Annotated in this window: 21 protein-coding genes; 13 read left to right on the top strand and 8 right to left on the bottom strand. The window is 37.4% G+C overall.

Annotation, left to right across the window (positions count from 1 at the left end; all coding sequences use genetic code 11):
* Positions 1-14: 14 nt before the first annotated feature.
* The 3 genes from NST97_RS10690 to NST97_RS10680 form a co-directional block, all read right to left on the bottom strand.
* The gene (locus NST97_RS10690) at positions 15-1,265 is read right to left on the bottom strand and encodes a PucR family transcriptional regulator (protein ID WP_327873952.1); all 1,251 of its coding nucleotides are present in this window, start codon (positions 1,263-1,265) and stop codon (positions 15-17) included.
* Between the two features lie 1,484 nt (positions 1,266-2,749).
* Positions 2,750-3,505 (bottom strand): amino acid ABC transporter ATP-binding protein, encoded by a 756-nt coding sequence (locus NST97_RS10685; protein WP_063387708.1) that lies wholly within the window; start codon positions 3,503-3,505, stop codon positions 2,750-2,752.
* A gap of 324 nt (positions 3,506-3,829) precedes the next feature.
* Positions 3,830-3,961: a hypothetical protein gene (locus tag NST97_RS10680; protein ID WP_339193393.1), complete on the bottom strand. Its 132-nt coding sequence runs from the start codon at positions 3,959-3,961 to the stop codon at positions 3,830-3,832.
* Positions 3,962-5,013: 1,052 nt separating this feature from the next.
* Between NST97_RS10680 and isdC the strand changes: the two genes are divergently transcribed.
* From isdC to NST97_RS10630, 10 genes are all read left to right on the top strand, one after another.
* A complete protein-coding gene (gene isdC, locus NST97_RS10675) occupies positions 5,014-5,691 on the top strand; it encodes a heme uptake protein IsdC (protein ID WP_063387709.1) in 678 nt (225 codons plus the stop codon).
* Positions 5,692-5,706: 15 nt separating this feature from the next.
* The gene (locus NST97_RS10670; protein WP_341343207.1) at positions 5,707-8,508 is read left to right on the top strand and encodes an NEAT domain-containing protein; all 2,802 of its coding nucleotides are present in this window, start codon (positions 5,707-5,709) and stop codon (positions 8,506-8,508) included.
* Between the two features lie 129 nt (positions 8,509-8,637).
* Positions 8,638-9,519 carry a heme ABC transporter substrate-binding protein IsdE gene (isdE, locus tag NST97_RS10665; protein ID WP_063387711.1) on the top strand — a complete coding sequence of 294 codons (882 nt, stop codon included), beginning with the start codon at positions 8,638-8,640 and terminating at the stop codon, positions 9,517-9,519.
* A gap of 29 nt (positions 9,520-9,548) precedes the next feature.
* A complete protein-coding gene (locus NST97_RS10660; protein WP_063387712.1) occupies positions 9,549-10,529 on the top strand; it encodes a FecCD family ABC transporter permease in 981 nt (326 codons plus the stop codon).
* Positions 10,519-11,316, top strand: coding sequence for an ABC transporter ATP-binding protein (locus NST97_RS10655; RefSeq protein WP_130157533.1), 798 nt, complete (start codon positions 10,519-10,521; stop codon positions 11,314-11,316). The genes NST97_RS10660 and NST97_RS10655 overlap by 11 nt, the downstream gene beginning before the upstream one ends.
* On the top strand, positions 11,313-12,080 hold the full coding sequence (gene srtB, locus NST97_RS10650) for a class B sortase (RefSeq protein WP_063387714.1): 768 nt from the start codon (positions 11,313-11,315) through the stop codon (positions 12,078-12,080). The genes NST97_RS10655 and srtB overlap by 4 nt, the downstream gene beginning before the upstream one ends.
* A gap of 74 nt (positions 12,081-12,154) precedes the next feature.
* A complete protein-coding gene (locus NST97_RS10645) occupies positions 12,155-13,102 on the top strand; it encodes an ABC transporter substrate-binding protein (RefSeq protein WP_063387715.1) in 948 nt (315 codons plus the stop codon).
* Positions 13,099-14,094 carry a FecCD family ABC transporter permease gene (locus NST97_RS10640; RefSeq protein ID WP_341343206.1) on the top strand — a complete coding sequence of 332 codons (996 nt, stop codon included), beginning with the start codon at positions 13,099-13,101 and terminating at the stop codon, positions 14,092-14,094. The genes NST97_RS10645 and NST97_RS10640 overlap by 4 nt, the downstream gene beginning before the upstream one ends.
* Positions 14,081-14,896, top strand: coding sequence for an ABC transporter ATP-binding protein (locus tag NST97_RS10635; RefSeq protein ID WP_063387717.1), 816 nt, complete (start codon positions 14,081-14,083; stop codon positions 14,894-14,896). Before NST97_RS10640 ends, NST97_RS10635 begins: the two co-directional genes overlap by 14 nt.
* Positions 14,866-15,198, top strand: a complete 333-nt coding sequence (locus NST97_RS10630; RefSeq protein ID WP_063387718.1) for an antibiotic biosynthesis monooxygenase — start codon at positions 14,866-14,868, stop codon at positions 15,196-15,198. Before NST97_RS10635 ends, NST97_RS10630 begins: the two co-directional genes overlap by 31 nt.
* A 429-nt stretch (positions 15,199-15,627) precedes the next feature.
* Here NST97_RS10630 and NST97_RS10625 read toward each other — a convergent pair whose 3' ends face one another.
* The 4 genes from NST97_RS10625 to NST97_RS10610 are packed head-to-tail and all read right to left on the bottom strand — an operon-like array spanning position 15,628 to position 18,325.
* The gene (locus NST97_RS10625; RefSeq protein ID WP_063387719.1) at positions 15,628-16,056 is read right to left on the bottom strand and encodes an OsmC family protein; all 429 of its coding nucleotides are present in this window, start codon (positions 16,054-16,056) and stop codon (positions 15,628-15,630) included.
* Positions 16,057-16,075: 19 nt separating this feature from the next.
* Complete coding sequence (locus tag NST97_RS10620; RefSeq protein ID WP_066250100.1) at positions 16,076-16,822, bottom strand: amino acid ABC transporter ATP-binding protein; 747 nt, start codon at positions 16,820-16,822, stop codon at positions 16,076-16,078.
* A gap of 12 nt (positions 16,823-16,834) precedes the next feature.
* The gene (locus tag NST97_RS10615; RefSeq protein ID WP_130157528.1) at positions 16,835-17,476 is read right to left on the bottom strand and encodes an amino acid ABC transporter permease; all 642 of its coding nucleotides are present in this window, start codon (positions 17,474-17,476) and stop codon (positions 16,835-16,837) included.
* An 18-nt stretch (positions 17,477-17,494) separates the two neighbouring features.
* The gene (locus NST97_RS10610; RefSeq protein ID WP_063387722.1) at positions 17,495-18,325 is read right to left on the bottom strand and encodes a substrate-binding periplasmic protein; all 831 of its coding nucleotides are present in this window, start codon (positions 18,323-18,325) and stop codon (positions 17,495-17,497) included.
* 304 nt (positions 18,326-18,629) lie between these two features.
* Here NST97_RS10610 and NST97_RS10605 point away from each other — a divergent pair, with 304 nt between their 5' ends.
* The gene (locus tag NST97_RS10605) at positions 18,630-19,874 is read left to right on the top strand and encodes an IS110 family transposase (protein WP_340733413.1); all 1,245 of its coding nucleotides are present in this window, start codon (positions 18,630-18,632) and stop codon (positions 19,872-19,874) included.
* Between the two features lie 109 nt (positions 19,875-19,983).
* Here NST97_RS10605 and NST97_RS10600 read toward each other — a convergent pair whose 3' ends face one another.
* Positions 19,984-20,607 (bottom strand): TetR/AcrR family transcriptional regulator, encoded by a 624-nt coding sequence (locus NST97_RS10600; protein WP_232515597.1) that lies wholly within the window; start codon positions 20,605-20,607, stop codon positions 19,984-19,986.
* A gap of 881 nt (positions 20,608-21,488) precedes the next feature.
* Between NST97_RS10600 and NST97_RS10595 the strand changes: the two genes are divergently transcribed.
* Both NST97_RS10595 and cas3 read left to right on the top strand, forming a co-directional pair.
* On the top strand, positions 21,489-22,436 hold the full coding sequence (locus tag NST97_RS10595; RefSeq protein ID WP_340882152.1) for a helix-turn-helix transcriptional regulator: 948 nt from the start codon (positions 21,489-21,491) through the stop codon (positions 22,434-22,436).
* A 183-nt stretch (positions 22,437-22,619) separates the two neighbouring features.
* Positions 22,620-25,046: a CRISPR-associated helicase Cas3' gene (cas3, locus tag NST97_RS10590; RefSeq protein WP_340882150.1), complete on the top strand. Its 2,427-nt coding sequence runs from the start codon at positions 22,620-22,622 to the stop codon at positions 25,044-25,046.
* Positions 25,047-25,095: the final 49 nt, after the last annotated feature.

Raw genomic sequence — 25,095 nt, 5'->3', positions numbered from 1 at the left:
TGTAAATATACAAATTACTCGACATTCATGCTTTCAAGTTTTAAATCCAGAAATAATGTTATTTTCTGGTTAGGGTCTTTCAGGTTTACTCCTGTTATTTCTACAACTCTTTTTAAACGGTAATTTAACGTATTCGGATGAACATGTAATAATTGCGCTGCTTGATAAACATTGCAGTCACATTCTAAATAACTTTTAAGCGTAAGCAATAAATCGGTGTGATGCTTGAGGTCATACTCTCTTAATTTTTTGATTGCCTCACTTTGATAGTGGTCACGAACTCGGATTTGATAAAGTTCATCTAAAAACTGATAGATGCCGATCTCCTGAAAACTATACTTTTGCTGTAATTCATCGGGGAATTTTTCCTTAAGCCTTAATACTTTCAATGCTTGTTTATAGCTGCAATGAACATGCTCCGGAGAATGATAAACGGAGCCGAAAGCACCAGATATATTTCGGATTTGTAAACGCATACTTATTTTGTTGATAAAATCTTTAATAAAACCGGAAAGAGCGTTCATCGCCTCTTTTTCTGTTCTGAGCCGGGTAAGCAATATTAGTTGATTTTGATCAAATAATTTGCTGACTACTTGAACTTGGTGCAATGTTTCAGCTAAATAATAGGCATGTTTTTCAATAGCTTGTGTTATATCATTTTCAAAGTTAATGATAGCAACAGCAAGATTTCCATCCAGATTAACCCCAACTCGTTTAGCCTGGTGTTTAATCTTAGACACATCGTTCAGATGACCTGTTAATAGCTTCCATAGAAATTCTTGATGACTCTCTTCTTCTTTTCGTTTTCTTATTCGCTGAAGGAGGAGCTGGTTTTTCACAAGCTTTGCGGCTTCCTTTAGCAAATGCAATTGATCATCGTCCATTGTTTTATCATTGATTTGTGCCCATATAAAACCTAAAACCTCATTATGTTTTCGAATCGAAACAGCGACACGGTTGCCTAGTCCAACTTCTTTGATTGCAGGGACAATAACAGGTTCATCGCTTTCGAACAGTTTTGCCATAATCCCATTTTTCCAAAGGCTGTTAATGATTTTATCTGGCACTTTTCTACTCATAATCGTGGCCATTCTTGCTTCATCAACATTTTCTTTATGTCTGCTGTAGGAAATGATCTGATGATTGGAATCCTCTATCGTTATTGGACATTCAAGCATTTCACCAATACGGTCTGCCAAAAGGTCTAGGGAATCGTCTTGACGCAACTGCGAAAGTAATTGTGGATAGCCTAATGAATTCCTCATTAATTCTTGCCCCCTTTTGCATTTTTACAGTCCTAAATCCAATAATGAAGGGTCAATTGAATGAACAAGAATCACCCGTTTTGTCGATCATTATTAAAAAAATTTCTGAACAATTATTAGAAGAGCCTAAACAAGATTCGTACCAAATATCCTTGCCAAGAAGCTCATACCGCCTAAGGTAACATAAAGAGTCATATGGCGAAAAAAGAATCTCTACATGGTCAGCCAAACACCGAGAATTACAGATTACATTTTGTTTGCTTCTATAAATGCAGCCAATTATCCAAGGATTTACAGTTATGAAGAAAACTAAATATTTGCTTTTCCTTTTTCATTTACGTGTTTTGATAATTTCGTGATATTGATTTTTCCTAAATCCGGCCTGGCTTTCCTTTTTGATTGATCGATTCTTTGCCGATCATTTATCCTGCAAAAGGGATGTAATACGAAAAATTACTAATAGGAAACGCACTTTTTGCTAAGTAGAAAAACACGGGGTCAGCATATATAAAAATCTCTGTTAGTTCATAGTTATTTTGAATTAATCTTGCCGATTGTTCAGCAGTTTCACAAATCAAAGGTGTCGTCATCAATTCATTACATTCGGCAGCGATCTTACCAATTTCATGGTATTAGGCTCAAGCACATCATCTGCAATCATTAATTGAATGATTCCACCTCCTTAAAATGGTTTTAATAATCTATAATGAAAATATTCCGTCTTTATTAAAAGCAGCAGCCCATTTAAACGGTCTTTAAATAGATTATTTTTTTAAAATGCAGCATTCTCAATATTATCGTCAGGAAATCTGACAAATTATAAAAAGTAAACGTTTTCAAAATTGCCTATTTTAGAAAACGTTGGCGAACGTATGGGATAAAATCTGGGTAAAACCGATGAACTGCTTGTTCATTGCATAGACGACGATGCTTACATTTGCCGGGTTCCAAAAGAATAGGACATTTTTGCCGGAAACATATGGATAGATATTCAGCTTTGTATAATTGCCACTTGATCGAAATCTTCCGCGAAAAACTTCTTCGTATAACGGGTGAGAATTTGCATTACTGTTGGATCAATAAAGTGCTTGTACTCATGCATTTCGAAAGAATACAGCGCTGCTGAACAGTGGCTATGCTGATGCTATTATTTTACCACGTTCTTGAGAAACTTGCTTTTGCTTGTCGTGTCGTTAAAATATTTGGCTGTTGTGGATATTTAATACTTTAATGGGAAACGCTGGCTCATTTCAAAGGTTCTTTATTTTACGGGAGCTTCCACGTCCTGATATGTTCATTCCGTAGGATGCCCAGTGGAAACAGCTTGAATAGTGGTGCTCGTAAAGGATATGGAGGAAATCAATCAATATTCGGCAAAAGCCCTAAACAATTGTATGGAATCGTTTAGGGCTAGGAATTTTAGGAGGTTTCTGTGTTTGGGCCTGTATTTACAGTGATGTGAAAGGACAGAGGCTGTTCACTTTTTAAATATAGTAAGTAAAATCCTCGGGTATTACCCGCTTTAAGAACTGTTTTGTTCTTTCTTCTTTTGGATGTGTGAAAATTTCTTTAGGTGATCCTTCTTCTACAATGACTCCGCCATCCATAAAAATCACCCGATTGGCAACATCTTTCGCAAAAGACATTTCATGAGTTACAACCAACATTGTTGTTCCTTCTTTGGCAATTTGCTTCATAACTGTTAAAACTTCACCAACTAATTCCGGATCCAGTGCGGAAGTTGGTTCATCAAATAAAATGATGTCTGGATTTAAAGCAATCGCTCTTGCAATTCCAACCCTTTGCTGCTGCCCGCCCGATAATTCACTAGGGTAAGCATTGTATTTGTGGGACAGTCCTACTTTATCCAATGCTTTTTTTCCAATTTCATTCGCTTTTTCTTTTGGAATCTTCCTGCCAATAATAAGCCCCTCTGTTACATTTTCTAATGCTGTTTTATTATTAAACAAATTGTAATTTTGAAATACAAATGCAGTCTTTTGTCTTATTGCATGAATTTGTTTTCTAGTTGCTTTATGAAGATCAACCTGAATATCCCCAAAAATTGCCTGACCTTGATCTGCTTTTTCAAGAAAATTTATGCATCTTAGCAATGTTGTCTTTCCTGATCCGCTCGGTCCAAGTATGACGACAACATCCCCTTTATCTATTTTTAAATCAACTCCGTTTAAAACTTTGTTTTTCCCAAATGATTTATGTACATTTTTAATTTCCAGCATGTTATCCACCTCTTGCCTTCAAGCTTAAGTCTGGTAGTTTTATAAATATTCTTCAAAACTACATATCAATATAAAATTCAAAAAATTCCGACATGTTAAGCTCTTAATATTATTTCATGCAATGGCACCCTATGACTTAATGATGTGCTTTAATAAAATTGACAGTGGCTGTACAAAAATTTGAAAGTGCTTCAGCCGGCGTTTGAGGAATGAGCATTCTAAATGTCTGATCATTTATTAATCCAACTGACTGTGCAGTCAATAAGGTATATATGATTTCATTTGCATAAGGATAGGATCTGTCATATGCAAGCTTTTGAATCACTATTTTTGCAGTGTCAAATGATGAACGAGAGGATGTATTTGATCCACACCCTGTTTGTAGATGAGTAATGCTAAATCTGTACCTACCGCTTCGTCGTCTGCACCTTTTATCCATTCAAAAATCTGCACCATCTAATTGAGTCGTTCTAAATTTAAATCATACTATTTAGCTAGGTTTAATTTTCTATAATAATAGATCTTAATAATTTGAAAGTCAACAGTTGATTGTACAGATCGGACAAATTGATAAAAAGACATGAGAGTTACTAGTACTATGAGCTTGTTTTGAAGTTTCATTGTAGGTACAGCGAAAATATTATTGTTTGAAGAAATGCTCATATGTATTTTCAATACATTATTGCCTAGTTGTAAACTCATATAGAATAGCTGGCGAATATTATTTAAAAAAATTATTCAAAAATAATTAATTCCGTTTTACACTCCATTTCGTATTCAAACTTTTTAAAAAAAGTTTATGTCTAATTTTTACCGTTTTTGTATCTGCTCTATATTACTTTTTTATAGAAACTAAACTTATTTTTATGGAGATAACAGCTTCTCCATACATATTTTTATGGAGTTCATATTGCGTTATCGATACATAAAGAAGAAAGTGCTGGTACAAACATTAAATTTTCTTAATAAAGTTTAATCAATGAAAAAGCATTTTTTAAAAATACTCCAAATCTTCCATTTTCCCCTTGGCCTTAACAGCTTTATTACCCTACCACGTTTCCGAAAAAAGGGAACTGATCTAATTTGTTGCATCTCCATTTTTTCTTCTATTCATTTTGTTAATCGATAGCTTATATTCACATGAATAATACACTGTCCGAATAATTTTTCAGACATAAAGCGAATCAATCATTCCGATAAATACAAATTATTTTTTTATGGATGAAATTCAATTAAACAAGATTTTTCTATTTTCTTGTATAAAGTTCGACTAAAGTCTTCTAATACGGAGTATACAACTAAATAAAAAACTACTAAATGAAAAATTTCTATAATGATGGAAAACTGGAAGATTCATAAAAATTTATTGACAATGAGAATCGTTATTAATAAAATGACTCTTGAGATTGAGAATCATTATTGATAAGTGGCCGAAAGGGGGAAAGCTATTTAATTCTGGAATATAACAATCTATTAATTACATTTTAAAGGAGGGTACGGATCAAAAAATGAAAAAAATTTTTTCAGTCGTCTTTTTACTTTTTGTAGTTTTTTATGCTTCATTGCCGGCATCGGCGAATAATTCCTTGGCTGATGGAACATATACCATCAACTATAAAGTTTTAAAAGCAGATAATGATTCGGTATCCATAGCCAATGATTATTGGGAAAAGCCTGCAAAACTAATTGTGAAAAATGGCAAATACTTTGTTCAAGTAAGATTAAATCATAGTTCGTGGATTAAAGAATTTAAAGTCTCTAATGTAGATACAAAAGTGATAAGCACAGATACTTCTGCAAATAAAAGAGTTGCGCAATTTGAAGTAGATCAAGTTCCCGACATTGTAACCTCTCAAATACATGTTTATATTCCAGAAGAAGAATTTCCTGGAGAGGGTGTTTATGACAGCCATTACACAATAAGACTAAAGTTTGATCAAAATAGCATTAAAGCTGTTAGCTCAGATTCTAATAGTTCAAACGAATCATCTACCTCTGCTTCTACAAAAACAAGCAATGAAAAAAGTAGTCAAAATAAAACAAACAATCAAAATGAAACAGACAAGCAGACAGAAAATAATCCGGAAACTAGTGACAGCACGTCACTTTATGTTTTCATCGGTTTATTTTTATTATCTGCAGCATTTCTAACTTTTAAATTCAAATCTAGATTTAAAGTTTCGTAGAAGGGGAGGTTTCTTGTGAAGAAAAGGATTAGAAAGTTTTTTGCCATTTTTATGGTTGTCCTGCTATTATTGCCGACCGTCAAAATACAGCCTGTTTTTGCTGAATCGGCTTTAGCAGACGGAGAATACACGATTGGCTTTAGGGTCTTGAAAAACGGAACAGAAGATACCTCGACAATGGACGGCTATACCGTGAAGCCGGCCGGCTTAACAGTGCAGAACGGCAAAACATATGTATCAGTGACATTAAAAAGCAGCGAATGGATTAAAACCTTTCAAGTAGAACGAAATGGTGAATACGTCGATGCGGAGGTTGTATCGACGAATGAAGCAGAAAACACAAGAGTCGTCAAGTTTGAGGTGGATGATTTAACGAAAAAATTGAATGTTCAAACAAGAGTCGCCGTACCAGGCGTATATGATACAGTTCATACGGTTCAATTCTTGTTTGATGTAAACAGCATTACACCAGTGCAGGCGGAGCAGCCGGAAGAGGGCGGGCAAGAGCCTGAAAATCCAGGTCAAGAAGATGGGGAAGAGCCGAAAGATCCAACTCCTGGAGATACTGAGCCAAATCCGCAGCCGGGAGAAGATGGCAATCAAGATGAACAGCCTGCGGAACAGCTTCAAGACGGCGAATATACGATTGGCTTTAGGGTCTTGAAAAACGGGACAGAAGATACCTCAACAATGGACGGCTATACTGTGAAGCCAGCTGGTTTAACAGTACAGGACGGCAAAAAATACGTCTCAGTGACGTTAAAAAGCAGCGAATGGATTAAAACCTTTCAAGTAGAACGAAACGGTGAATATGTCGATGCGGAGGTTGTATCGACGAATGAGACAGAAAATACGAGAGTCGTCAAATTTGAAGTAGATGATTTAACGAAAAAACTGAATGTTCAAACAAGAGTTGCCGTACCAGGGGTATATGATACGGTTCATACTGTTCAATTCTTGTTTGATGTAAACAGCATTACACCAGTGCAGGCGGAGCAGCCGGAAGAGGGCGGGCAAGAGCCTGAAAATCCAGGTCAAGAAGATGGGGAAGAGCCGAAAGATCCAACTCCTGGAGATACTGAGCCAAATCCGCAGCCGGGAGAAGATGGCAATCAAGATGAACAGCCTGCGGAACAGCTTCAAGACGGAGAATATACGATTGACTTGACAGTGTTCAAAAACGGGACAGATGATATCTCATCAATGGACAACTATACAGAGAAGCCGGCCCGTTTAACAGTGCAGGACGGCAAAAAATACGTCTTATTGACGTTAAAAAGCAGTTCATTAATTAAAAGCTTTAAAGTAGAGCGAAATGGCGAATATGTCGATGCAGAGGTTGTATCGACGAATGTAGAAAAAAATACAAGAGTCGTCAAGTTTGAAGTAGACGATTTAACAAAAAAATTGAATGCTCAATTGACTGTTTCGGTTCCGAACATGTATGAAATGACGCATACCGTCCAATTCCAGTTTGACGTAGACAGTATTACACCAGTGCAGGCGGAGCAGCCGGATGAAGGCGGCCAAGAGCCTGAAAATCCAGGACAAGAAGATGGCGAGGAACAAAATGATCCAGCACCTGGAGATAATGAGCCAAATCCGCAGCCGGGAGAAGATGGCGATCAGGATGAACAGCCTGGAGAACAGCTTCAAGACGGCGAATATACGATTGACTTTAAGGTCTTGAAAGACAAGACAGAAGATATCTCGATGATGGATGGCTATACTGTGAAACCGGCTCACTTATCGGTGAAGGATGGCAAAAAATACGTCTCCGTGACGTTAAAAAACAGCGGATGGATTAAAACCTTTCAAGTAGAACGAAACGGTCAATATGTCGATGCGGAGGTTGTATCGACGAATGACGTAGAAGACACAAGAGTCGTCAAGTTTGAAGTGGACGATTTAACGAAAAAACTGAATGTTCAAACAAGAGTTGTTATACCGCAATATGGTTATGATGGATCTTATACGGTTCAAATCCAGTTTGATGTAGACAGCATCAAGCCAGTGAAGAAGGAACAGCCGGATGAGGATGGACAAAAACCAGAAGATCCTGGGAAAGATCCGGGTACAAATAAGCCTGGAGACAATCCATCGAACAATAACAATCAAAATTCTGGAAATAAAAATGGCGGCCAAACAAGAAATGAGTTGGCTGACGGTCTATATACCGTGGAATTTACTGTATTAAAAAATGGTACAGAAGAACCGTCAATGGTCAATGATTATGTTGTCAGCCCGGCACTATTAACTGTAAAAAATGGACAATTAGATGTTGCGTTCACATTGCTAAAAAGCTCATGGATCACGAAATTACAAGTGGAAAGAAACGGCCAATATCAAGATGTGGAAGTGCGAAGCAAAAATGAAAAAGAGGATACAAGAGTAGTAGGTTTCCCAATCGAAGATTTATCTAAAAAAGTGAATGCTAAGATCAAGGTGGATATTCCAGATCTTCAATATCACAATACGTATGATATCCAAATTGCTTTCGATCCAGATAGTGTAAAACCATATGATGGAACAGGCGTTCCAACGAAGGATACGAATTCCAGCGATCAAGATCAAAACCAAAATCAGGATCAAAATCAACAAAATAGCAATAGCGATGACGATTCACTAACCTTTAACCGAGATGCAGATCAACAGTCGACAGACGATGACGCTTCCAATAACTCAAATAATTCAACCGTGAATGCCAAAACGGCTGATCTTTCCCAAATTGGTTTGTATTTGGCATTGCTGCTAGGATCTCTTGCCATCATAGTTTGGAAGAATCGCTCAAGGCTCCTTATTCATTTGAAAAAATAACCTGACTGTTGTCTTGATGCGGACATGCCCATCAAGACAACATTTTCTTATTTAAAAAAATATGACAACGACTTTTTAGGTCGGTCGAAAAAGCGGGGAGGCTTTGTTTAAGTGTGTAAACAAAGAAGAATGGGATGGCTGATCCTTTTGATAATGCTGCTGGTTGTCGTCGCCGGTTGTTCTTCATCTGCTGCTGAATCAACGGAACAAAAAAAGCCGAAAAAACAGGATCATCGAGTTGTCTCATTATCTGTTGCCGTTACGGAAATTTTTGATGCGTTAGATATTGATTTAGTTGGCGTCCCCACAAGCAGCAAAAAACTGCCGGAGCGGTATAAGAATGCGAAAAGAGTGGGGTATGCTAAAAATCCTGATATGGAAGTTTTGATGTCTTTAAAACCTACTGATGTATACTCTGTTTCAACTATTCAATATGATTTAGAGCCAGTGTTTGAAAAACATAACGTTCAAGTAGATTTTTTGGATTTAACCAGTCTTCAATCAATGGAAAAGGAAATTCTTGCACTCGGAGAAAAATATGAACGACAAAAACAAGCGAAGAAGATCGTTGATAGATTCGAAAAAAAAGTAAAAGAAATCCAGAAAAAAACTCGTAACTTGGAAAAACCAAATGTTTTAATCTTACTCGGAGTTCCCGGAAGTTACTTAGTGGCAACAGAGCATTCCTATATTGGCGATCTAGTGAAATTGGCGGGTGGAAACAACGTGATTCAAGGAGAGAAAGTGGAGTATTTAGAATCTAACACAGAATATTTATATGAGTCCAATCCCGATGTCATATTAAGGCTTGCTCACGGCATGCCGGAGGAAGTAGTCAAAATGTTCGATGAAGAATTTAAGAAGAACGATATATGGAAGCATTTTGATGCTGTCAAAAATGGCAGGGTGTATGATCTGGAAGAAGAATTGTTCCCGACTACCGCAACCATTCGAGCGGATGAAGCTTTAGATGAATTGGTGAAATATTTGTATCCTGAGTTTCATGAATAAGCGGACAAAAAAGAAAAGGGTGCTGATCCATGAAGAAAACGTGGCTAACTTTTGCAGTAGTGACCACAATGCTGGTTGTTGTCACTTTTTTCTCTATTGTGAACGGAAGTTTGGAAATTGGCGTTGCTGAGTTGATCAGAGGCCTTTTGTTTGGTGGAAATGAAGATGTAGAAGTCATAAAGGATATGAGATTTCCACGGATCATTGTGTCCCTTTTTGCTGGAGCAAATTTGGCGGTATCGGGATTATTATTGCAGGCAGTCATGAGAAATCCTTTGGCGGAAGCTGGGATCATCGGGATTTCTTCAGGAGCCAATTTTGTTGCATTAACTATGATCAGCTTCTTTCCTACGTTGTTTTTTTGGATGCCGCTGTTTGCTTTTCTTGGAGGGATACTTGCCTGTTTTCTTGTCTATTCCTTTTCATGGAAATCAGGACTCAGCCCCCTTCGATTAATTTTAGTTGGGGTGGCAGTCAATGCGGTGTTTACTGCATTATATGAATCCTTTAACTACAGAGGCTATACGACAACCAGTTCTGCGAAAGCTACTGCATCAACATTATCTCAACAAACGTGGGACGATGTTCAAACAATTGTTATATATGGTTCCATCGGTTTAATATTGTCCTTGCTCGTTTATTCTTGGTGCAACATGCTGGCTTTACAAGATAAAACGGCGCGAAATCTGGGGCTTCACGTGACAAGAGCTCGGGTTATTATATCTGCGATTGCAGTTTATTTGGCAAGCGTCACAACCGCAACTGTTGGGGTCATTGCATTTGTCGGTTTGCTAATTCCCCATATTGGACGGCTATTAGTCGGTTCAGATTATAAAATATTAACACCATTCTCCATTTTATCAGGAGCTTTGCTTATTTTAACGGCCGACACAATCGGAAGGGTGTTTTTAGCGCCGACGGAACTTCCTGCATCCATTATTATGTCATTAATCGGCGGTCCCTTTTTGATTATATTGATTAGAAGGAGTGATCGCATCTATGGAGGTTAAAAATGTTTCATTCTCATATAATCAAAAAGAGGATCAGTTAAAATCAATTAACCTTGCTGTTGAACCTGGTAAAATTACGACGATTATCGGTCCGAATGGATGCGGAAAGTCCACATTATTAGAAGTTATGTCTAGCCACAATGCACCGCAAAAAGGCCAGATTATTTTGGACGGAAAATTGATTCAACAATATAAGCCGAAGGAATTGGCGAAGAAACTATCGGTTGTTCATCAAAAAAATGAAATTCCTTTTGATATCAATGTCGAGAACCTGGTGAGCTACGGCCGCATGCCGTATAAAAGATTTTTTCATCATCATAACTCAGAAGAGGATGAAGAAGTGATTGATTGGGCGCTTTCCATTACCAATTTGCAATCAAAACGAAAAGAAAAAGTAGAACAGCTGTCTGGGGGAGAAAGACAGCGAGTTTGGATAGCGATGGCATTGGCGCAAAAAACTCCTATTTTGTTTTTGGATGAACCGACAACATATTTGGATGTTTATTATCAATTCGAAATTTTAGAGCTCATCAAGAAGTTAAACAGGGAGTATAACATTACGATTGTGATGGTGCTGCATGATATGAATCAAGCCATTCGTTATAGTGATTGGATTATTGTGATGAAAAACGGCGAAATTGTGACGGAAGGTTCTCCAAAAGAAGTGATCACGGAAGGAATGATTGAAAGCATTTATGGGGTAAGAGCCATAGTCAATCATAATGATCAAAGCGGATTTTATGTTGTGCCAATGGGAGTTGCTAGAAGGAATGACAATGCGACATGAATGATCGGGGATTGAGAAAGATCATTGGGAAACTCGTTAGCATTGTTTGCATTGGGATTTTGTTTTTTTCAGCGTATCAAATTATAAGTATCCTTTACGATTACTATACAAACCGGCAAGTTTTAGCTGAAATTCAAGAGGTTTATCAAGAAAATCGTACCGAGAGAACTTCTCACGAAGGCAAGGACTTTGAAAGAATTCGTTCGTCTTTTATTGAATTGCAGCGCATTAACCAAGATATTGTTGGTTGGATTGAAATTCCCGACACATACATTTCGTATCCGATTCTTCAAGCGGAAAACAATGAGTTTTATTTAACAAGAAATTATAAAAAAGAGAAATCAAGGGCTGGAAGCATTTTTATGGATTATCGAAATGATGTGAAAGGCCTAAATCAAAATGTTATCCTTTACGGACATCGTATGAAAGATGACACGATGTTTGGACAATTAGATAAATATCTGGATGAATCGTTTTTCCAGCATCACCGCACCATTTATTTTGATACGTTATATGAAAGCTACGATGCTGAAATCTTTTCAGTATATAAAACGACTACAGATTTTTATTATATCGATACTGAATTTTCCTCTGATGACGAATTTTTATCATTCGTCAATCAGTTAAAAGATCGTTCCATTTATAAGACCGATATTGATATCGAACCGAATGATCAAATTTTAACTTTATCTACTTGTGATTACACGTTTCCTGGAGGAGAAGGGAGACTTGTCATACATGCAAAATTAAAGGAGAACAAGTAAATAGTTGAAAATTTCGAAAATAACAATTGACAATGATAATCATTTTTAATTAAAATGGTAAAGGAGGGATACTTTTGAAAACAAAACTTTTCCAATTCACCCTCACGTTTTTCTTATTGCTCTTATTTACCGGATGCGGGGTAAAAGGAACTGAATCAACAGGAGGGACAAAAGTAACAGAAAGCAAAGTGAAAGTGACCGATGCATCAGGTCGTGAAGTTGCTTTTGACACTCATCCGAAAAAATTTGCTTCATTAACGATCGGTGATATGGATATCATTCATCAATTAGGAGGGGAAATTGTCGGCAGGCCTAGTACGAAGGTAGAGATACCGGAAGAATTAGAAAAAGTAGTAGAAATCGGAAATACACACCAGCCGAATATAGAGAAGATCGTAAGTTTGAAGCCAGATGTGTTAATTGCCAATGTTGGTTTTGATAAAAACATCCCCGCATTGGAGAATCAAGGAATACAAACTATCATGACGGAAGCGAATTCCATTGAAGATATAAAGAAAAACATCGAAACATATGGAACTCTTCTCGGTAAAGAATCGAAAGCTCAAGAGTTGATTAAACAAATCGAGCAAGTCGTTGAGAAGCAAACGGAAGCTTCCGAAGCTCAAGCATTGCTTGTTTATGGAGCACCTGGATCATTTTTAGCAGCTCTCCCAACGTCATTGGCAGGAGATATTTTAGAAAAATCGGGTGGAATCAATGTAGCATCGAACTTTCCAAAGTTAAAAGAATATCCGCAATACGCTCAATTAGCGGTAGAACGTGTGGTGGAAGCTGATCCAGATATCATTTACTTAATCACACACGGTGATCCTAGCGGGGTAGAAAAAGCTTTTAAACAAGAAATGGAAAAAAATGCAGCTTGGAAAAACTTGGATGCGGTAAAAAAAGGAAACATTGTGGTGCTGCCATCGAATTTGTTTGGCACTAATCCGGGGACAAAGATCACAGAAGCAGTGGAATATATGCGTCAAAGCTTGAAAGATATAGGAAAGGATTCATGATGAATCGAAAGAAACGAATATGGCTTATCATCATTCTGATCATCTTATTGTTTCTAAACGTATTCTATAGCCTGACAGCAGGCAGTATCTCTATTTCATTTAAGGAATTTTTTGCGGATATGGGCGATAAGGAATCGTTAGTGTACCGTGTTGTTTGGGATTTGCGGCTCCCAAGGATTCTCGTTGGGCTGCTTGTCGGCATGTGTTTAGCGGTTTCGGGTGCGATTTTACAAGGTGTAATGAAAAACCCGCTTGCGGATCCCGGTATTATTGGCGTGACGTCTGGGGCAGGACTAGCAGCGACGGTGATCATGGTGCTGTATCCCGATCAACTGCACATTTTGCCTTTAGCAGCCTTTCTTGGCGCTTTTCTTACGGCAATGCTCATTTATTTGCTAGCTTGGCAAGATGGAACTTCCATTGTTCGAATTATGCTGGTCGGGATTTCAATCAACGCCTTTTTAGGTGCGATCATGTCATGTATTATGATTTTACATAGCGACAAAGTTCAAGCGGTTCTGCCGTGGCTAAATGGCGGGATTAGCGGCGTAAGCTGGGTGCATGTAGAGATGATTGTTTATTATGCCATTTTTGCACTGGCATTAGCATTTTTTTCTATCAAACATATCCGCATGCTGATGCTGGGGGATGAGGTAGCCACTTTATTAGGCCATCAAGTGGAAAGAAGCAGATTTTTCTTAATTTTTGTCAGTGCTCTTTTAGCTGGAATAGCCGTCAGTGTGGCCGGACTGGTAGGATTTGTAGGTCTTATCGTTCCGCATATCATTCGATTGCTCATCGGAAACGATTATCGTTATTTGCTGCCATTATCCTGTGTAGGCGGCGGCATACTCGTTGTGTTCGCAGATGCTGCGGCAAGAAGCTGGTTTGATCCTATTGAACTGCCGGTAGGGATCCTGCTGTCTTTTCTAGGTGGTCCGTTTTTCCTATATTTGGTCTTTAAAGGGGGAGTGAAGCATGCTCACCGTTAAAGATCTGACTTACCACCATTCCAAACGATTCGGCATCAACGAAATGAATCTGGAATTGCCAAAGGGTGAAGTGATTAGTATTATCGGGCCTAATGGATCAGGAAAATCCACCTTGCTGCGGCTCATCGCTGCCTTATTACAGCCCCAAAATGGCGAGATCATTCTCAATGGAAAAAATATCGTTTCTGCGAATCGAAAAGATATTGCAAAACAATTAACTATGCTGCCGCAAACACATGATGTTACGCTCGATTTTACCGTACGTGAATTAGTAGAGTTCGGCAGGAACCCTTATAAACGCAAATTTGCCCCATTCAGTCATGAAGATAAAGAAATCGTTGATTGGGCGTTAGATCTTGCCAATGTGAAACAATATGAACATCAACACTTGTCTTCCTTATCAGGAGGCGAGAGGCAAAGAGCGTGGATTGCGATGGTTCTTGCCCAGAGTACTGAATATTTATTATTGGATGAACCGACCACGTTTTTAGATATTGTACATCAATTGGAAATTTTGGAGGTTGTCCAAACGATCAATCAACAGTATAACAGGACCGTCATCATGATTCTTCACGATCTGAATCAAGCCGCACAGTATAGTGACCGCTTAATCGTGATGAAAGACGGGACGATTTATCAACAAGGCAGTCCAGAGGAAGTATTTTCGGAAAAAATGTTTGAAGAGGTATTTGGTATTTCTGTCTCCATCCATGATATGGATGGAAAACCAATGTTTATTCCAAAACGATTCAAAAGAAAGGGGAAAAAAGAATGTACATCGTTACCAATTCCATTCGCGTGAAAAAAGGATATTCCGGAAAGTTAGTGGAGCGTTTTAAAATTAGAAAGGGAATTGAGAAATTTCCTGGGTTCATTCGTTTAGATCTCTTAGTAACAGACGGATTAAAAGATTATGACGAAGTTCGTGTATACACAACATGGGAGAACAAAGAAAGCTTCGAAGGCTGGTTCCACAGCGATGTGTTCCAAAAAGCGCATGAAAATCGAAAACAACATGATTATGTTATTGGAAATCAAGTGTCCTTCCATGAGCTAGCATATTCCTATGTAAAAGAAGATGAGCGTGCTGTCGAAAATTTATAAATAAAAAATGGCAGAACGATTTTTGTGAAGTAGGTTACAAAAATTGATTGGAAAAAGAATAGATATCCGAATTGCGGCCTTTTCCAAATGAATTGCGGGAAAAGGTCGTTTATTTTTTTCAGCAAAAACAAAAAATGTGGCACGGGGCTGTCCAGAAAGTCAAATACCAAAAATCATTAACATCGATATTTCAACGTTTCTAAAACATAAAAGGGGGCCGTCAATAAGCCGAAAAAACGACTTATTAGACAGCCCCAATCAAGAAAATAGTTAGTTAAAACCGCAAACACTCCGGCTTGGACAGCGGAACAGCTGTTAGAAACAAGAAAATAGGTAGTTAAAGGCAGCTGCTAAAACAAAATTTGTATAAAAAAATGATTGCAAAAGATTTTTCAATATCCTTTGCAATCAAAACTTTACTTCGTTTTTTCACTCTTTTTCAGCAGGAATTTCTTTGCCGTTCAATATTAGTTTGAACGTAACGTCACCCTTTAAAGATGCGGAAACCGCACAATATTTTTGTTTGCCTAATTGGATGGCGCGCCAAACTTTTTTCGGCGTTATATCCCCATTTACTGTAAATGTGATGGTATAAGCGGTGAAAGAAGAGGGCAATTCTTCGCGACGCGTGCCGTCGACTGTAATATCAATTGCCTCAATATGATCTAATTCATGTCTTAAAATCATCGTTACATCAATTCCAATGCAGCCGGCAAGAGCCGCTAGGAGCATTTCTGTTGGGGTTGCGGCACTTCCTTCTCCACCGTAGTTTTCCGTGGCATCCATTGCCATTTTGTATCCGGATGGACCGACTGCTTCAAAAGCACGGCCGCCCTGCCATGTTGCTTTAATTTGCATATTGTTCAATTCCTCTCTTTTAAAACTCTGTAACTTGTTGCAAAAATTTTTGTGCCCGCGCTGTTTGCGGATGTTCAAAAAATGCTGCTGGCTTCGCATCTTCTACGATAACGCCGTCTGCCATAAATAAAATGCGGTCAGCGGCACTCCGGGCAAATTTCATCTCATGCGTTACAATAATCATCGTCATGCCGTCTTCTGCTAATTCTTTCATTACTTTTAATACTTCTCCTACAAGTTCCGGATCAAGTGCAGAAGTCGGTTCATCGAATAGCATCAACTTCGGTTCCATCGCAAGAGCTCTTGCGATCGCTACACGTTGTTGCTGCCCGCCTGACAGCTGAGACGGATAAGCATCTTCTTTTGCTGCAAGCCCGACTTTTTCTAACAAATTGGCTGCGATGCTGTATGCTTTTTCCTTCGGCATTTTTTTCACTACTAATAAAGCTTCCATTACATTTTGGACGGCCGTTTTATGCGGGTATAAATTAAATTGTTGAAACACCATCCCTGTTTTTCGACGAATGGCATAAATTTCTTTTTGTTGTGCTTTTTTTGAAGCATTTGCATCAATCACATGACCGTCGACTGTAATGGTGCCGCCTGTAATTGTTTCAAGTCCGTTGATGCATCTTAAAAACGTACTTTTTCCTGAACCGCTTGGACCAATGACTGCCACTACTTGATGGGCTGGAATGGATAATGAAATATTTTTTAATATTTCGTGCTGTCCAAAATTTTTCTGTAAATTTTTAATCTCTATCATGCTGTCACCACCTTAATAAACAGACAGCCGTTTTTCGATTTTATTTAATAAAAATGTAAAGAATGTACTCATAATCCAATACATCGCTGCAATGGCTGCATAAAACGGCATGTAAACATAATATTGCGCCACTAATAATTGAGCAGAGCGCATTAATTCTGTGACCGCAATAACGGATACGAGCGATGTTTCTTTTAACATTCCGACAAATGTATTGCCAAGTGGGGGGATAGCGTAGCGAATCGCTTGAGGGATGATAATTCGGCGCATCGCCTGGCGTTCCGTCATACCAGTTGCGAGCGCTGCTTCTGTTTGCCCTTTTGGTATGGATTGAATCGCACCGCGAAACGCTTCTGAAACATAAGCGCCGATGTTAATACTTAGTGCAATATACGCAGCAGTTAATGGGCCTAATTCAATCCCATAATCAACTAAGCCATAATAAACGATGACGATTTGCACCAATGCCGGTGTCCCCCGAATGATGGACACATAGGCTCTTGCTATACCACGCAGAATGCGATTGCCCTTAAGCCGGGCAATCGCAATGATTAAACCAATGATTAAACCGAAGAACATGGAAACTACAGTAATGAGTAATGTATAATATGCCCCTTTTAACAAAAAAGGCAAGTTTTCAATGACTAAGTCCATTTTGGCAACCTACTTTCATCATTCTTCGGTCGGCTCTTCGTCAAACCATTTTACATAAATTTCTTTATATGTTCCGTCTTCTTTCATTTCTTTCAATGCTTTATTTAAAGCATCCACCAATTCTTTATTGCCTTTTTTCACAGCAACGCCAGCTTGGTCCTCCTTAATTGGATCGCCGACGGCTTTAATTTTATAGCCGTTTTCTTCAATGACTGGTTTTAATGCATAGACATTGTTGATCGTTGCATCAATTCTGCCAGCATCCAAGTCTTTTAATGTTGTAATCACGTCATCATATGTGTTGATTTTAAAATCGCCCACTTTTGGCAATAATTCATTTCGCAAATATGCTTCATCATTCGTACCAAGTCCAACTCCGATTGTTTTTCCTTTAAAATCATTAACAGATTTGATGTCATTATTGTCTTCCCGAACGATCACTTTGACTTTATTTGTAATATATGGTTCTGTAAAATCGATTTGTTTTTTCCGTTCATCTGTGATTGTCACTTGGCTTACTAAAATATCAAATTTACCTTTTTGAAGCCCAGGAATTAAACCAGAAAATTCTTGTGCAACAAAATTTGCTTTAACTCCTAGACGTTTTGCCAATTCTTTCGCAATGTCAACGTCAAAGCCGTCGTATTCTTTGTTTTCATTCATAAAATTATAAGGTGCATAAGTACCCATAATGCCGACAGTGATTTCGCCTTTATCTTTGATTTCCTGTAATGCGTTTTTCTCTTGATCTTGAGTTTGTTTTTCTTTTTGATCATTGTTATTGCCGCATGCTGAAAGTATTAGAGCTGCTATTGCAATGAGTGAAATGAACCATCTTATTTTTTTCATGTTTATATCCATTCCTTTCGCTTCGCTCAAGGCACAAAACGTAATGAAACAATTGTGCCGCCGGCGTTATTTTTATTATTCTAAAGTCATAGGGATAACAATCAACTACAAATCACGCGGAGGTGAGTGGGCCACTCTGGTTGCAGGGTGACCGCATGTTTATATGTGTAGATTGCCTTTCCAAGCACAAATAAGTGTGACTTCGAGCACGCAGACTTATCTTTGTATAAACAACTACTCGTTTATTGCTGGGCAATCAGTCAATGCTGTCTATCCCTATAATTCTCTGAAAGGATCATTCCCTATGGCCTTAAAAATTGTATACCCTATCTGTTGTGGAATCGATGTCCACAAAACCTTTGTTGTTGCCTGTATTGCCTCAACAATCAAAGGAGTTACAACTTACAAACGCCATCGCTTTTCTACCTATACAAAAGGATTGAATGAGCTGTCACAATGGCTTTGTGAAAATAACTGTAAGGATGTCTGTATGGAATCTACCGGGAAATACTGGATTCCTGTGTTTAATGTACTTGAAGCTTCCTGCAACATCACTCTTGCACACCCTAAGTACGTCAAGGCGATCCGTGGCAAGAAAACAGATAAAAAAGACGCCAAATGGATTGCTGATTTATTTAAGCATGACCTTGTGGCTGGAAGCTTTATGCCACCACTTGAGATTAGACAGCTGCGTGACCTTATGCGCTATCGTTTTAAACTGACTAATTTTATGTCAAGTGAGAAGAACCGTCTTCAAAACAGTTTAACCGTGTCTAACATCCAGCTTGGAAATGTTGTTTCAGATACCTTCGGCAAAAGCTCTATGAACATCATTGAAAAGCTCCTTAAGAACCCTTTAGACACTTCTTTTGATATTGAACCTTTAATCCACGGCTCCATGAAGAGTAAACTGCCTGAATTGGAGTTAGCCATTGACGGATTTATTACACCGGAGCAGGCTGAAAAATTAAAGGTGATGAAACAGCACTATGAAGACCTTCAATCTCGTAAAGCTGACCTTGAAAAAATCATTCTTTCCCTTGCCGCGTCCTACACAGAGGAAATGAACTTGATCTTAACTGTTCCGTCCTTTAAGAACATCTTTTCCGCCATTGCCGTGGTTTCAGAAATAGGTGTCAATATGAACGTGTTTCCGACAGCTAAGCATTTATGTTCCTGGGCAGGACTTACACCCACAAATAACGAGAGTGCCGGCAAGAAAAAGTCAGTAAGAATTTCGAGAGCAGGCTGCTACATCAAGCCTCTTTTGGTACAGTGTGCCACCGCTGTAGTCAAAAGTGAAAAACATCCCGAAATTCGAAACCGCTATTTGAAACTCAAAAAGCGCAGGGGTCACAAACGAGCAATTATTGCCATTGCACGTATGCTTTTAACAGCTATCTACAACATTCTCAAAAAGAAAGAACCATATAATCCGAATTTATATAAAAAAGCTGATGTTCTTCCAGTAAACCGTGAAATCACGGTAGAACAAGCTCTTTTATTAGCTAAATCCCAAGGGTTTCGTATAATTACTGTTGCAACCTAACCTTTATATCCAAATATTTCCATCAAGGTCATCGATCGATGGCTTATTTTACTATGCCCTCTATTTCAGTGGTCGCCCGTAAGAGATATTTCAGACTTATCCTCCTTCATTAGACACCAAAGATTCCAAAAAATTCAAAGTGTACAGTTTCTTCAATGAGCTGTTGAAGTGTTTTTTGCTGTAATGCATCTTTTGATGATGGCGATTGAAATAGCCATCTGGCTAAAACTCCTTCCAGGAGGCTCATGATGAATACTGCCAGTAATTTTGGATCTACTTCACGCGAGATCATTTTCAGTTCTTTGGCCTGTGCAATATTTTCCGCAAAAGCTGTTTCCATGTCTGCTTTAATCTCTTCCACTTTTTCTTGTATCTTTGGCTGAGAATGAATGCCTTTTAGCAATATGTTCATGAAATACTTATTGTTTTCAGCGAAATGAAAAATACGTTCAAACATTTGTGTCGTGGAAGCAACGGAATCTTGCAAGTCCACTTTTTTTGTGCGGTACCCTAGTTTGATTGCATCTAAAAGTTGGGCACGACCTATTTCCAGCATCTCAAGCGCGATCGCTTCTTTGCTTTTAAAATACCAATAAAATGTCCCTTGGGACACATTGCCTTTTGCGACGATATCTGAGACTTTCGTTTTTTCATAGCCAACTGTCGCAAATAATTCTAATGCAATTTGCAATAATTGCTGTTTTCTTTCCTGTCTTCGAGCTTCTGCCTGCACTATACCCCCCCTGACTGACTAATTAGTCAATTAAATCCTATAAGATTACTATAAATTAGTCAACACTTTTGCTTCATTTTTTTAAAAAGCATGCTGCAAATTTAGAAATGGTTCGGCTGAAAAGAATAACAGAGCGAATCACCGTTATTTTATGGAAATCTGCATTACGTTATTCGTCCCGCTTTCACACACAGTCCTCTGTGTTCGTTCATGAACAGAGCAAGAGAAGAAATCAAAGAAACAATGCTTTTCATGTGGTAAAAATGAATCTGCCGATGTCTGCAGCTGTTTTGCTGTTAACGAGATCAACTATCAACGTTTTCTTCATTATTTTCAACTGTATATCCCAGCAATTGATTTAGCTGACTTAGGAAATCAGTGAAAAAGGAGATAAAGATGGATTCATTGTGACTTTGACCCTTTAGGATTTTATTAGCCAAAAACAATGACGCCGTTTGCGAGCACTGCTCCTTCTGCAAAGAGCCTTGCTTTTATGCGAGAAAAAAGAGCAGGAATGAGGATAAAATTTTGACACGTAATCAAGTTGTCTTGCATTTAGTTGTGGATAAAGCCAATTCACCTATATTTTCAAAATGATCCTATCTTCTTTAAGTTTTCCTTCAAAAATATCTTCCTCAATTTCTGCTCGACGGTTTTTTATGAAATGTCCTTGCCTTTGTTCACCTAACGTGTGCTAAAGATACCTTTACTATGAAAAGCCGATGGCAAGAGCATCTTCTGTGGTTGAAGCGATCACACTCTGTTCTAATAGACCTAATTTCAAAAGTTTTATAAATTTTCCATACAGATTATCTATAGGATTAATTTACTATGGTAAAATATTACACGTAAATGTTATTAGGTATTTTGGAGGTATCATTATGTCGAAAATTGTCAATGCTTTTCGAATGCTTCTTTTATTGAAATCACGAGGACGAATGCAAATTAAAGAATTAGCAGAAGAACTTGAATTAAGTGAAAGGGTTATTCGAGTTTATCGAGATCAATTAGAAATGGCTGGATTCCATATTCAGACAGCTAGAGGAAGATATGGAGGTTATGTTCTGCCGAAAAGCAATATTTTTGAATACTTGTCGCTTTCACCAAAAGAATTAGAAGCGTTAGTAAAGGCAAGTGAATATTTAAAAAATCATCCTACCTTTTTGCAATTCGATGATTTTGAAAGTGCCGTCATGAAGATTCAAAGTATTTCCAAACAGCAGATTCAGTCTTCGTCTGAATGGCAGCCAATTATTTTAGAGGAAAAAGCAAATGTCGATTGGAATCATGAAAAAGATAAGTATGAACAATTAAATTTTGCAATCGCGGCTCGCAGAAAAGTGAAGATTGTTTATGAGGCTTTAAATTCAGACCGCACTGAACGCATCATTCATCCTTACAAACTGATTCCGTATAAAAAATTTTGGTATTGCATTGCTTATTGTGAGCTGAGAAATGATTATCGTGATTTTAAATTAACTAGAATTCAAGATTATCAAATATATGAAGAAAGGTTTCAGCGTGATGAATCATTTCGGCTCGAAGACTATATAGGTAAAACGAGTATTTATGCTGATACCTATTTTGTTGAATTGCATGTAAAACCACCATTTTCCAAGATTTTAAGTGAAAAGATCTATTCAGAGGATCAAGAAATTGAGCAACAACAAGATGGATCCATCATTTTTCGGGCGACGATGTCCGGGTTGCCGGAATTAACTAGTTTTGTATTAAGTATGGGATCTGCAGTTCAGGTGCTCGGTCCTAGTGAACTTCGCCAAAGCGTCGAGGAAGAAGTAGAAAAAATGTCAAAAAATTTTTTAAACTGACATATTAAGTTCCGGAATAGATGATAGGATGATGATAGAAAAGCTTGGAGGGAAAAGAAATGAGACTTCGATGCCAATTTGAGGTTGAAAGGCTACCCGTTGCCTTATCGAATATTAATATGAAATTTTAGTGTATCTAGAGTAGGTGCAAATATTTAAAAATATCGCAGGGAGCGGGATTAAATGAAGTTTATTGCCCATATACGCGAAAGTGATAATAAAATACAAACTGTTAAAGATCATTTGTTAGAAGTAAGAGATTTAGCTGAATCCTATGGGGAAAAGCTAGGTGTAAAACATTTAACTGGTCTTGCGGGTGTGCTTCATGATCTTGGAAAATGCACAAATGAATTTAGAGAATACATATTAGAAGCAGTAAATAATCCTGATGCACCGCCTAGAAGAGGAAGTGTTGACCATTCAACTGCAGGTGGGAAACTTCTCTATGAGATTTTTCATACAAGCGAGAAGTTAGATCCTCATAAAGGTCTCTTAGCAGAAGTGGTGGGAAATGCGATAATTTCTCATCACTCGTATCTTCAAGATTTTTTAAATCCAGATTTAGAATCAAATTACTTAAAAAGAGTCCGTGATAAAGAATTGCCTGAATTTGATAGGATAAAGCAATATTTTTTTAAATATGTTATGAATGAGAGAGATTTTCATAATTATGTTGACAAAGCAGCTGAAGAGTTAAAACAATTTTTAGCAAAAGAGTCATCAGGAAATTATGAAAAGCAACTAATGTTTTTAACCAAATTTGTATTTAGTGCTTTAATTGATGCTGATAGAACGAATACAAGATTATTTGAAGAAAATAAAACCAATGACCCTATAAACAATCATGAAGAGTTATTTGATATATACTACGAAAGGCTCATGAGAAAAATCAATTCATATAGTAAACAAAAGGATGCCTGTACAACTATTAATCTTCTAAGAAAAGAAATGTCTGATCAGTGTGATAAATTTGCTGAGAGAGCATCAGGAATATATACGTTATCTATCCCAACTGGTGGAGGGAAAACATTAGCAAGTTTAAGATATGCTCTTAAACACGCGAAACTTTATAACAAAAAACACATCATTTTTGTAGTCCCCTATACAACTATTATTGAACAAAACGCAGAAGAAGTTAGAAAAATATTAAAAGATGATGCCAATATATTAGAGCATCATTCAAACGTTATTGAAGATATAGATGATGATGAAAATCAAGATGGCTTGATTAGTGTGCAACAAAAATTAAAATTAGCCAAAGATAATTGGGATTCACCAATTATTTTTACAACGATTGTACAATTTTTGAACGTTTTTTACGCAAATGGGAGTAGAAATATTAGGAGGCTACATAATTTAAGTCATTCAGTGATTATTTTTGATGAAGTGCAAAAAGTTCCTATTTCATGTGTATCTCTATTTAATCAGGCACTAAACTTTTTAAAAACTTATGGTTGCTCCAGCATCGTGCTTTGCACTGCAACTCAACCAGCATTAGACTTCGTTGAGCATAAATTAGAAATAAATACGGATGCGGAAATGGTCAAAAACCTAAATTATGTAATTAATGCATTTAAACGGGTGGAAATCATTGATAAAGCAACAAATGAAACATTTAATAATGAAAAACTATCCAATTTTATTGAGGCAAAAATAAGAGAAGTACAAAGTGTGTTAGTTATTTTAAATACGAAATCAGTTGTGAAAGATCTGTATACTCAATTGAAAATGAAGAAGATAAATTTACCAATTTATCATTTGAGTACATCAATGTGTGCTGCTCATCGTAATAAAATTTTAGGTGAAATAAAAGATCATCTGAAAGAGGGTAATAAAGTAATTTGTGTAAGCACCCAACTGATTGAAGCGGGGGTAGATGTTAGTTTCGATTGTGTGATTCGCTCATTAGCAGGATTAGATTCCATTGCACAAGCTGCAGGCAGATGCAATCGGCACGGTGAAAAGGACATACAAAATGTTTATGTTATAGACCATGAAGAAGAAAAGTTAAATCGTTTAAAAGAAATAGCTGTTGGAAAAGAAGTTGCGAAAAGAATTTTGATTGATATAAGCCGCGATCAGGCCAATCATGGTGGCAGCATCTTGTCTATGCAAGCGATGGAAAGATATTTTAAAGAGTATTATACGGAATTCAAGCAGAGTTTGAATTATTTTATACCGAAATTGAAAAAAGAAATGGTAGAGCTATTGATAGCCAATAGAAGAAAAAGCTCCTATAGCCAAGCATATTTTCAAAAAAATGGTGCGCTTCCTCCGTTATTTTTAGTAAATAGCTATAAAACAGCGGCTGAACATTTCCGAGTGATTGACGACATGACTACTTCCGTAATTGTTCCGTATGGTGATGGTAAAGAAATTATCGCTGAATTCAATAGCAATAAAAGCATTTATGAATTTTCCCAGCTTTTGCGAAAGGCTCAGCAATATACGATCAACATCTTCGATTATGAACGCGAACAATTAATCAAAAATGATGGGTTAGTGCGTTATTTAGACGGCAAAGTCCTAGCCTTAAAAGAGGGAGCATATGATAAGGAATTCGGCCTCAACCTTGAAAATGACAGCCATTTGGATGTAAGTATATTTTAAAAGATGCTTACTTAAGAGGGGTCTGGGGTCTTAAATAAAATAAAGTACA

This window comes from Aeribacillus sp. FSL K6-1305 (genome assembly GCF_038050115.1).
GTDB classification, from domain to species: Bacteria; Bacillota; Bacilli; order Bacillales; family Aeribacillaceae; genus Aeribacillus; species Aeribacillus composti.
The sequence above is the reverse complement of the archived record's forward strand: the minus strand, read 5'-3'. Positions and strand labels throughout refer to the sequence as shown.

Bases quoted from the DNA above. Each gene is read 5' to 3' on its own strand.
- NST97_RS10690 (WP_327873952.1), bottom strand. From the start codon at position 1,265: ATGAGGAATTCATTAGGCTATCCACAATTACTTTCGCAGTTGCGTCAA.
- NST97_RS10685 (WP_063387708.1), bottom strand. From the start codon at position 3,505: ATGCTGGAAATTAAAAATGTACATAAATCATTTGGGAAAAACAAAGTT.
- NST97_RS10680 (WP_339193393.1), bottom strand. From the start codon at position 3,961: ATGGTGCAGATTTTTGAATGGATAAAAGGTGCAGACGACGAAGCGGTA.
- isdC (WP_063387709.1), top strand. From the start codon at position 5,014: ATGAAAAAAATTTTTTCAGTCGTCTTTTTACTTTTTGTAGTTTTTTAT.
- isdE (WP_063387711.1), top strand. From the start codon at position 8,638: ATGGGATGGCTGATCCTTTTGATAATGCTGCTGGTTGTCGTCGCCGGT.
- NST97_RS10660 (WP_063387712.1), top strand. From the start codon at position 9,549: ATGAAGAAAACGTGGCTAACTTTTGCAGTAGTGACCACAATGCTGGTT.
- NST97_RS10655 (WP_130157533.1), top strand. From the start codon at position 10,519: ATGGAGGTTAAAAATGTTTCATTCTCATATAATCAAAAAGAGGATCAG.
- srtB (WP_063387714.1), top strand. From the start codon at position 11,313: ATGAATGATCGGGGATTGAGAAAGATCATTGGGAAACTCGTTAGCATT.
- NST97_RS10640 (WP_341343206.1), top strand. From the start codon at position 13,099: ATGATGAATCGAAAGAAACGAATATGGCTTATCATCATTCTGATCATC.
- NST97_RS10635 (WP_063387717.1), top strand. From the start codon at position 14,081: ATGCTCACCGTTAAAGATCTGACTTACCACCATTCCAAACGATTCGGC.
- NST97_RS10630 (WP_063387718.1), top strand. From the start codon at position 14,866: ATGTACATCGTTACCAATTCCATTCGCGTGAAAAAAGGATATTCCGGA.
- NST97_RS10625 (WP_063387719.1), bottom strand. From the start codon at position 16,056: ATGCAAATTAAAGCAACATGGCAGGGCGGCCGTGCTTTTGAAGCAGTC.
- NST97_RS10620 (WP_066250100.1), bottom strand. From the start codon at position 16,822: ATGATAGAGATTAAAAATTTACAGAAAAATTTTGGACAGCACGAAATA.
- NST97_RS10615 (WP_130157528.1), bottom strand. From the start codon at position 17,476: ATGGACTTAGTCATTGAAAACTTGCCTTTTTTGTTAAAAGGGGCATAT.
- NST97_RS10610 (WP_063387722.1), bottom strand. From the start codon at position 18,325: ATGAAAAAAATAAGATGGTTCATTTCACTCATTGCAATAGCAGCTCTA.
- NST97_RS10605 (WP_340733413.1), top strand. From the start codon at position 18,630: ATGGCCTTAAAAATTGTATACCCTATCTGTTGTGGAATCGATGTCCAC.
- NST97_RS10595 (WP_340882152.1), top strand. From the start codon at position 21,489: ATGTCGAAAATTGTCAATGCTTTTCGAATGCTTCTTTTATTGAAATCA.
- cas3 (WP_340882150.1), top strand. From the start codon at position 22,620: ATGAAGTTTATTGCCCATATACGCGAAAGTGATAATAAAATACAAACT.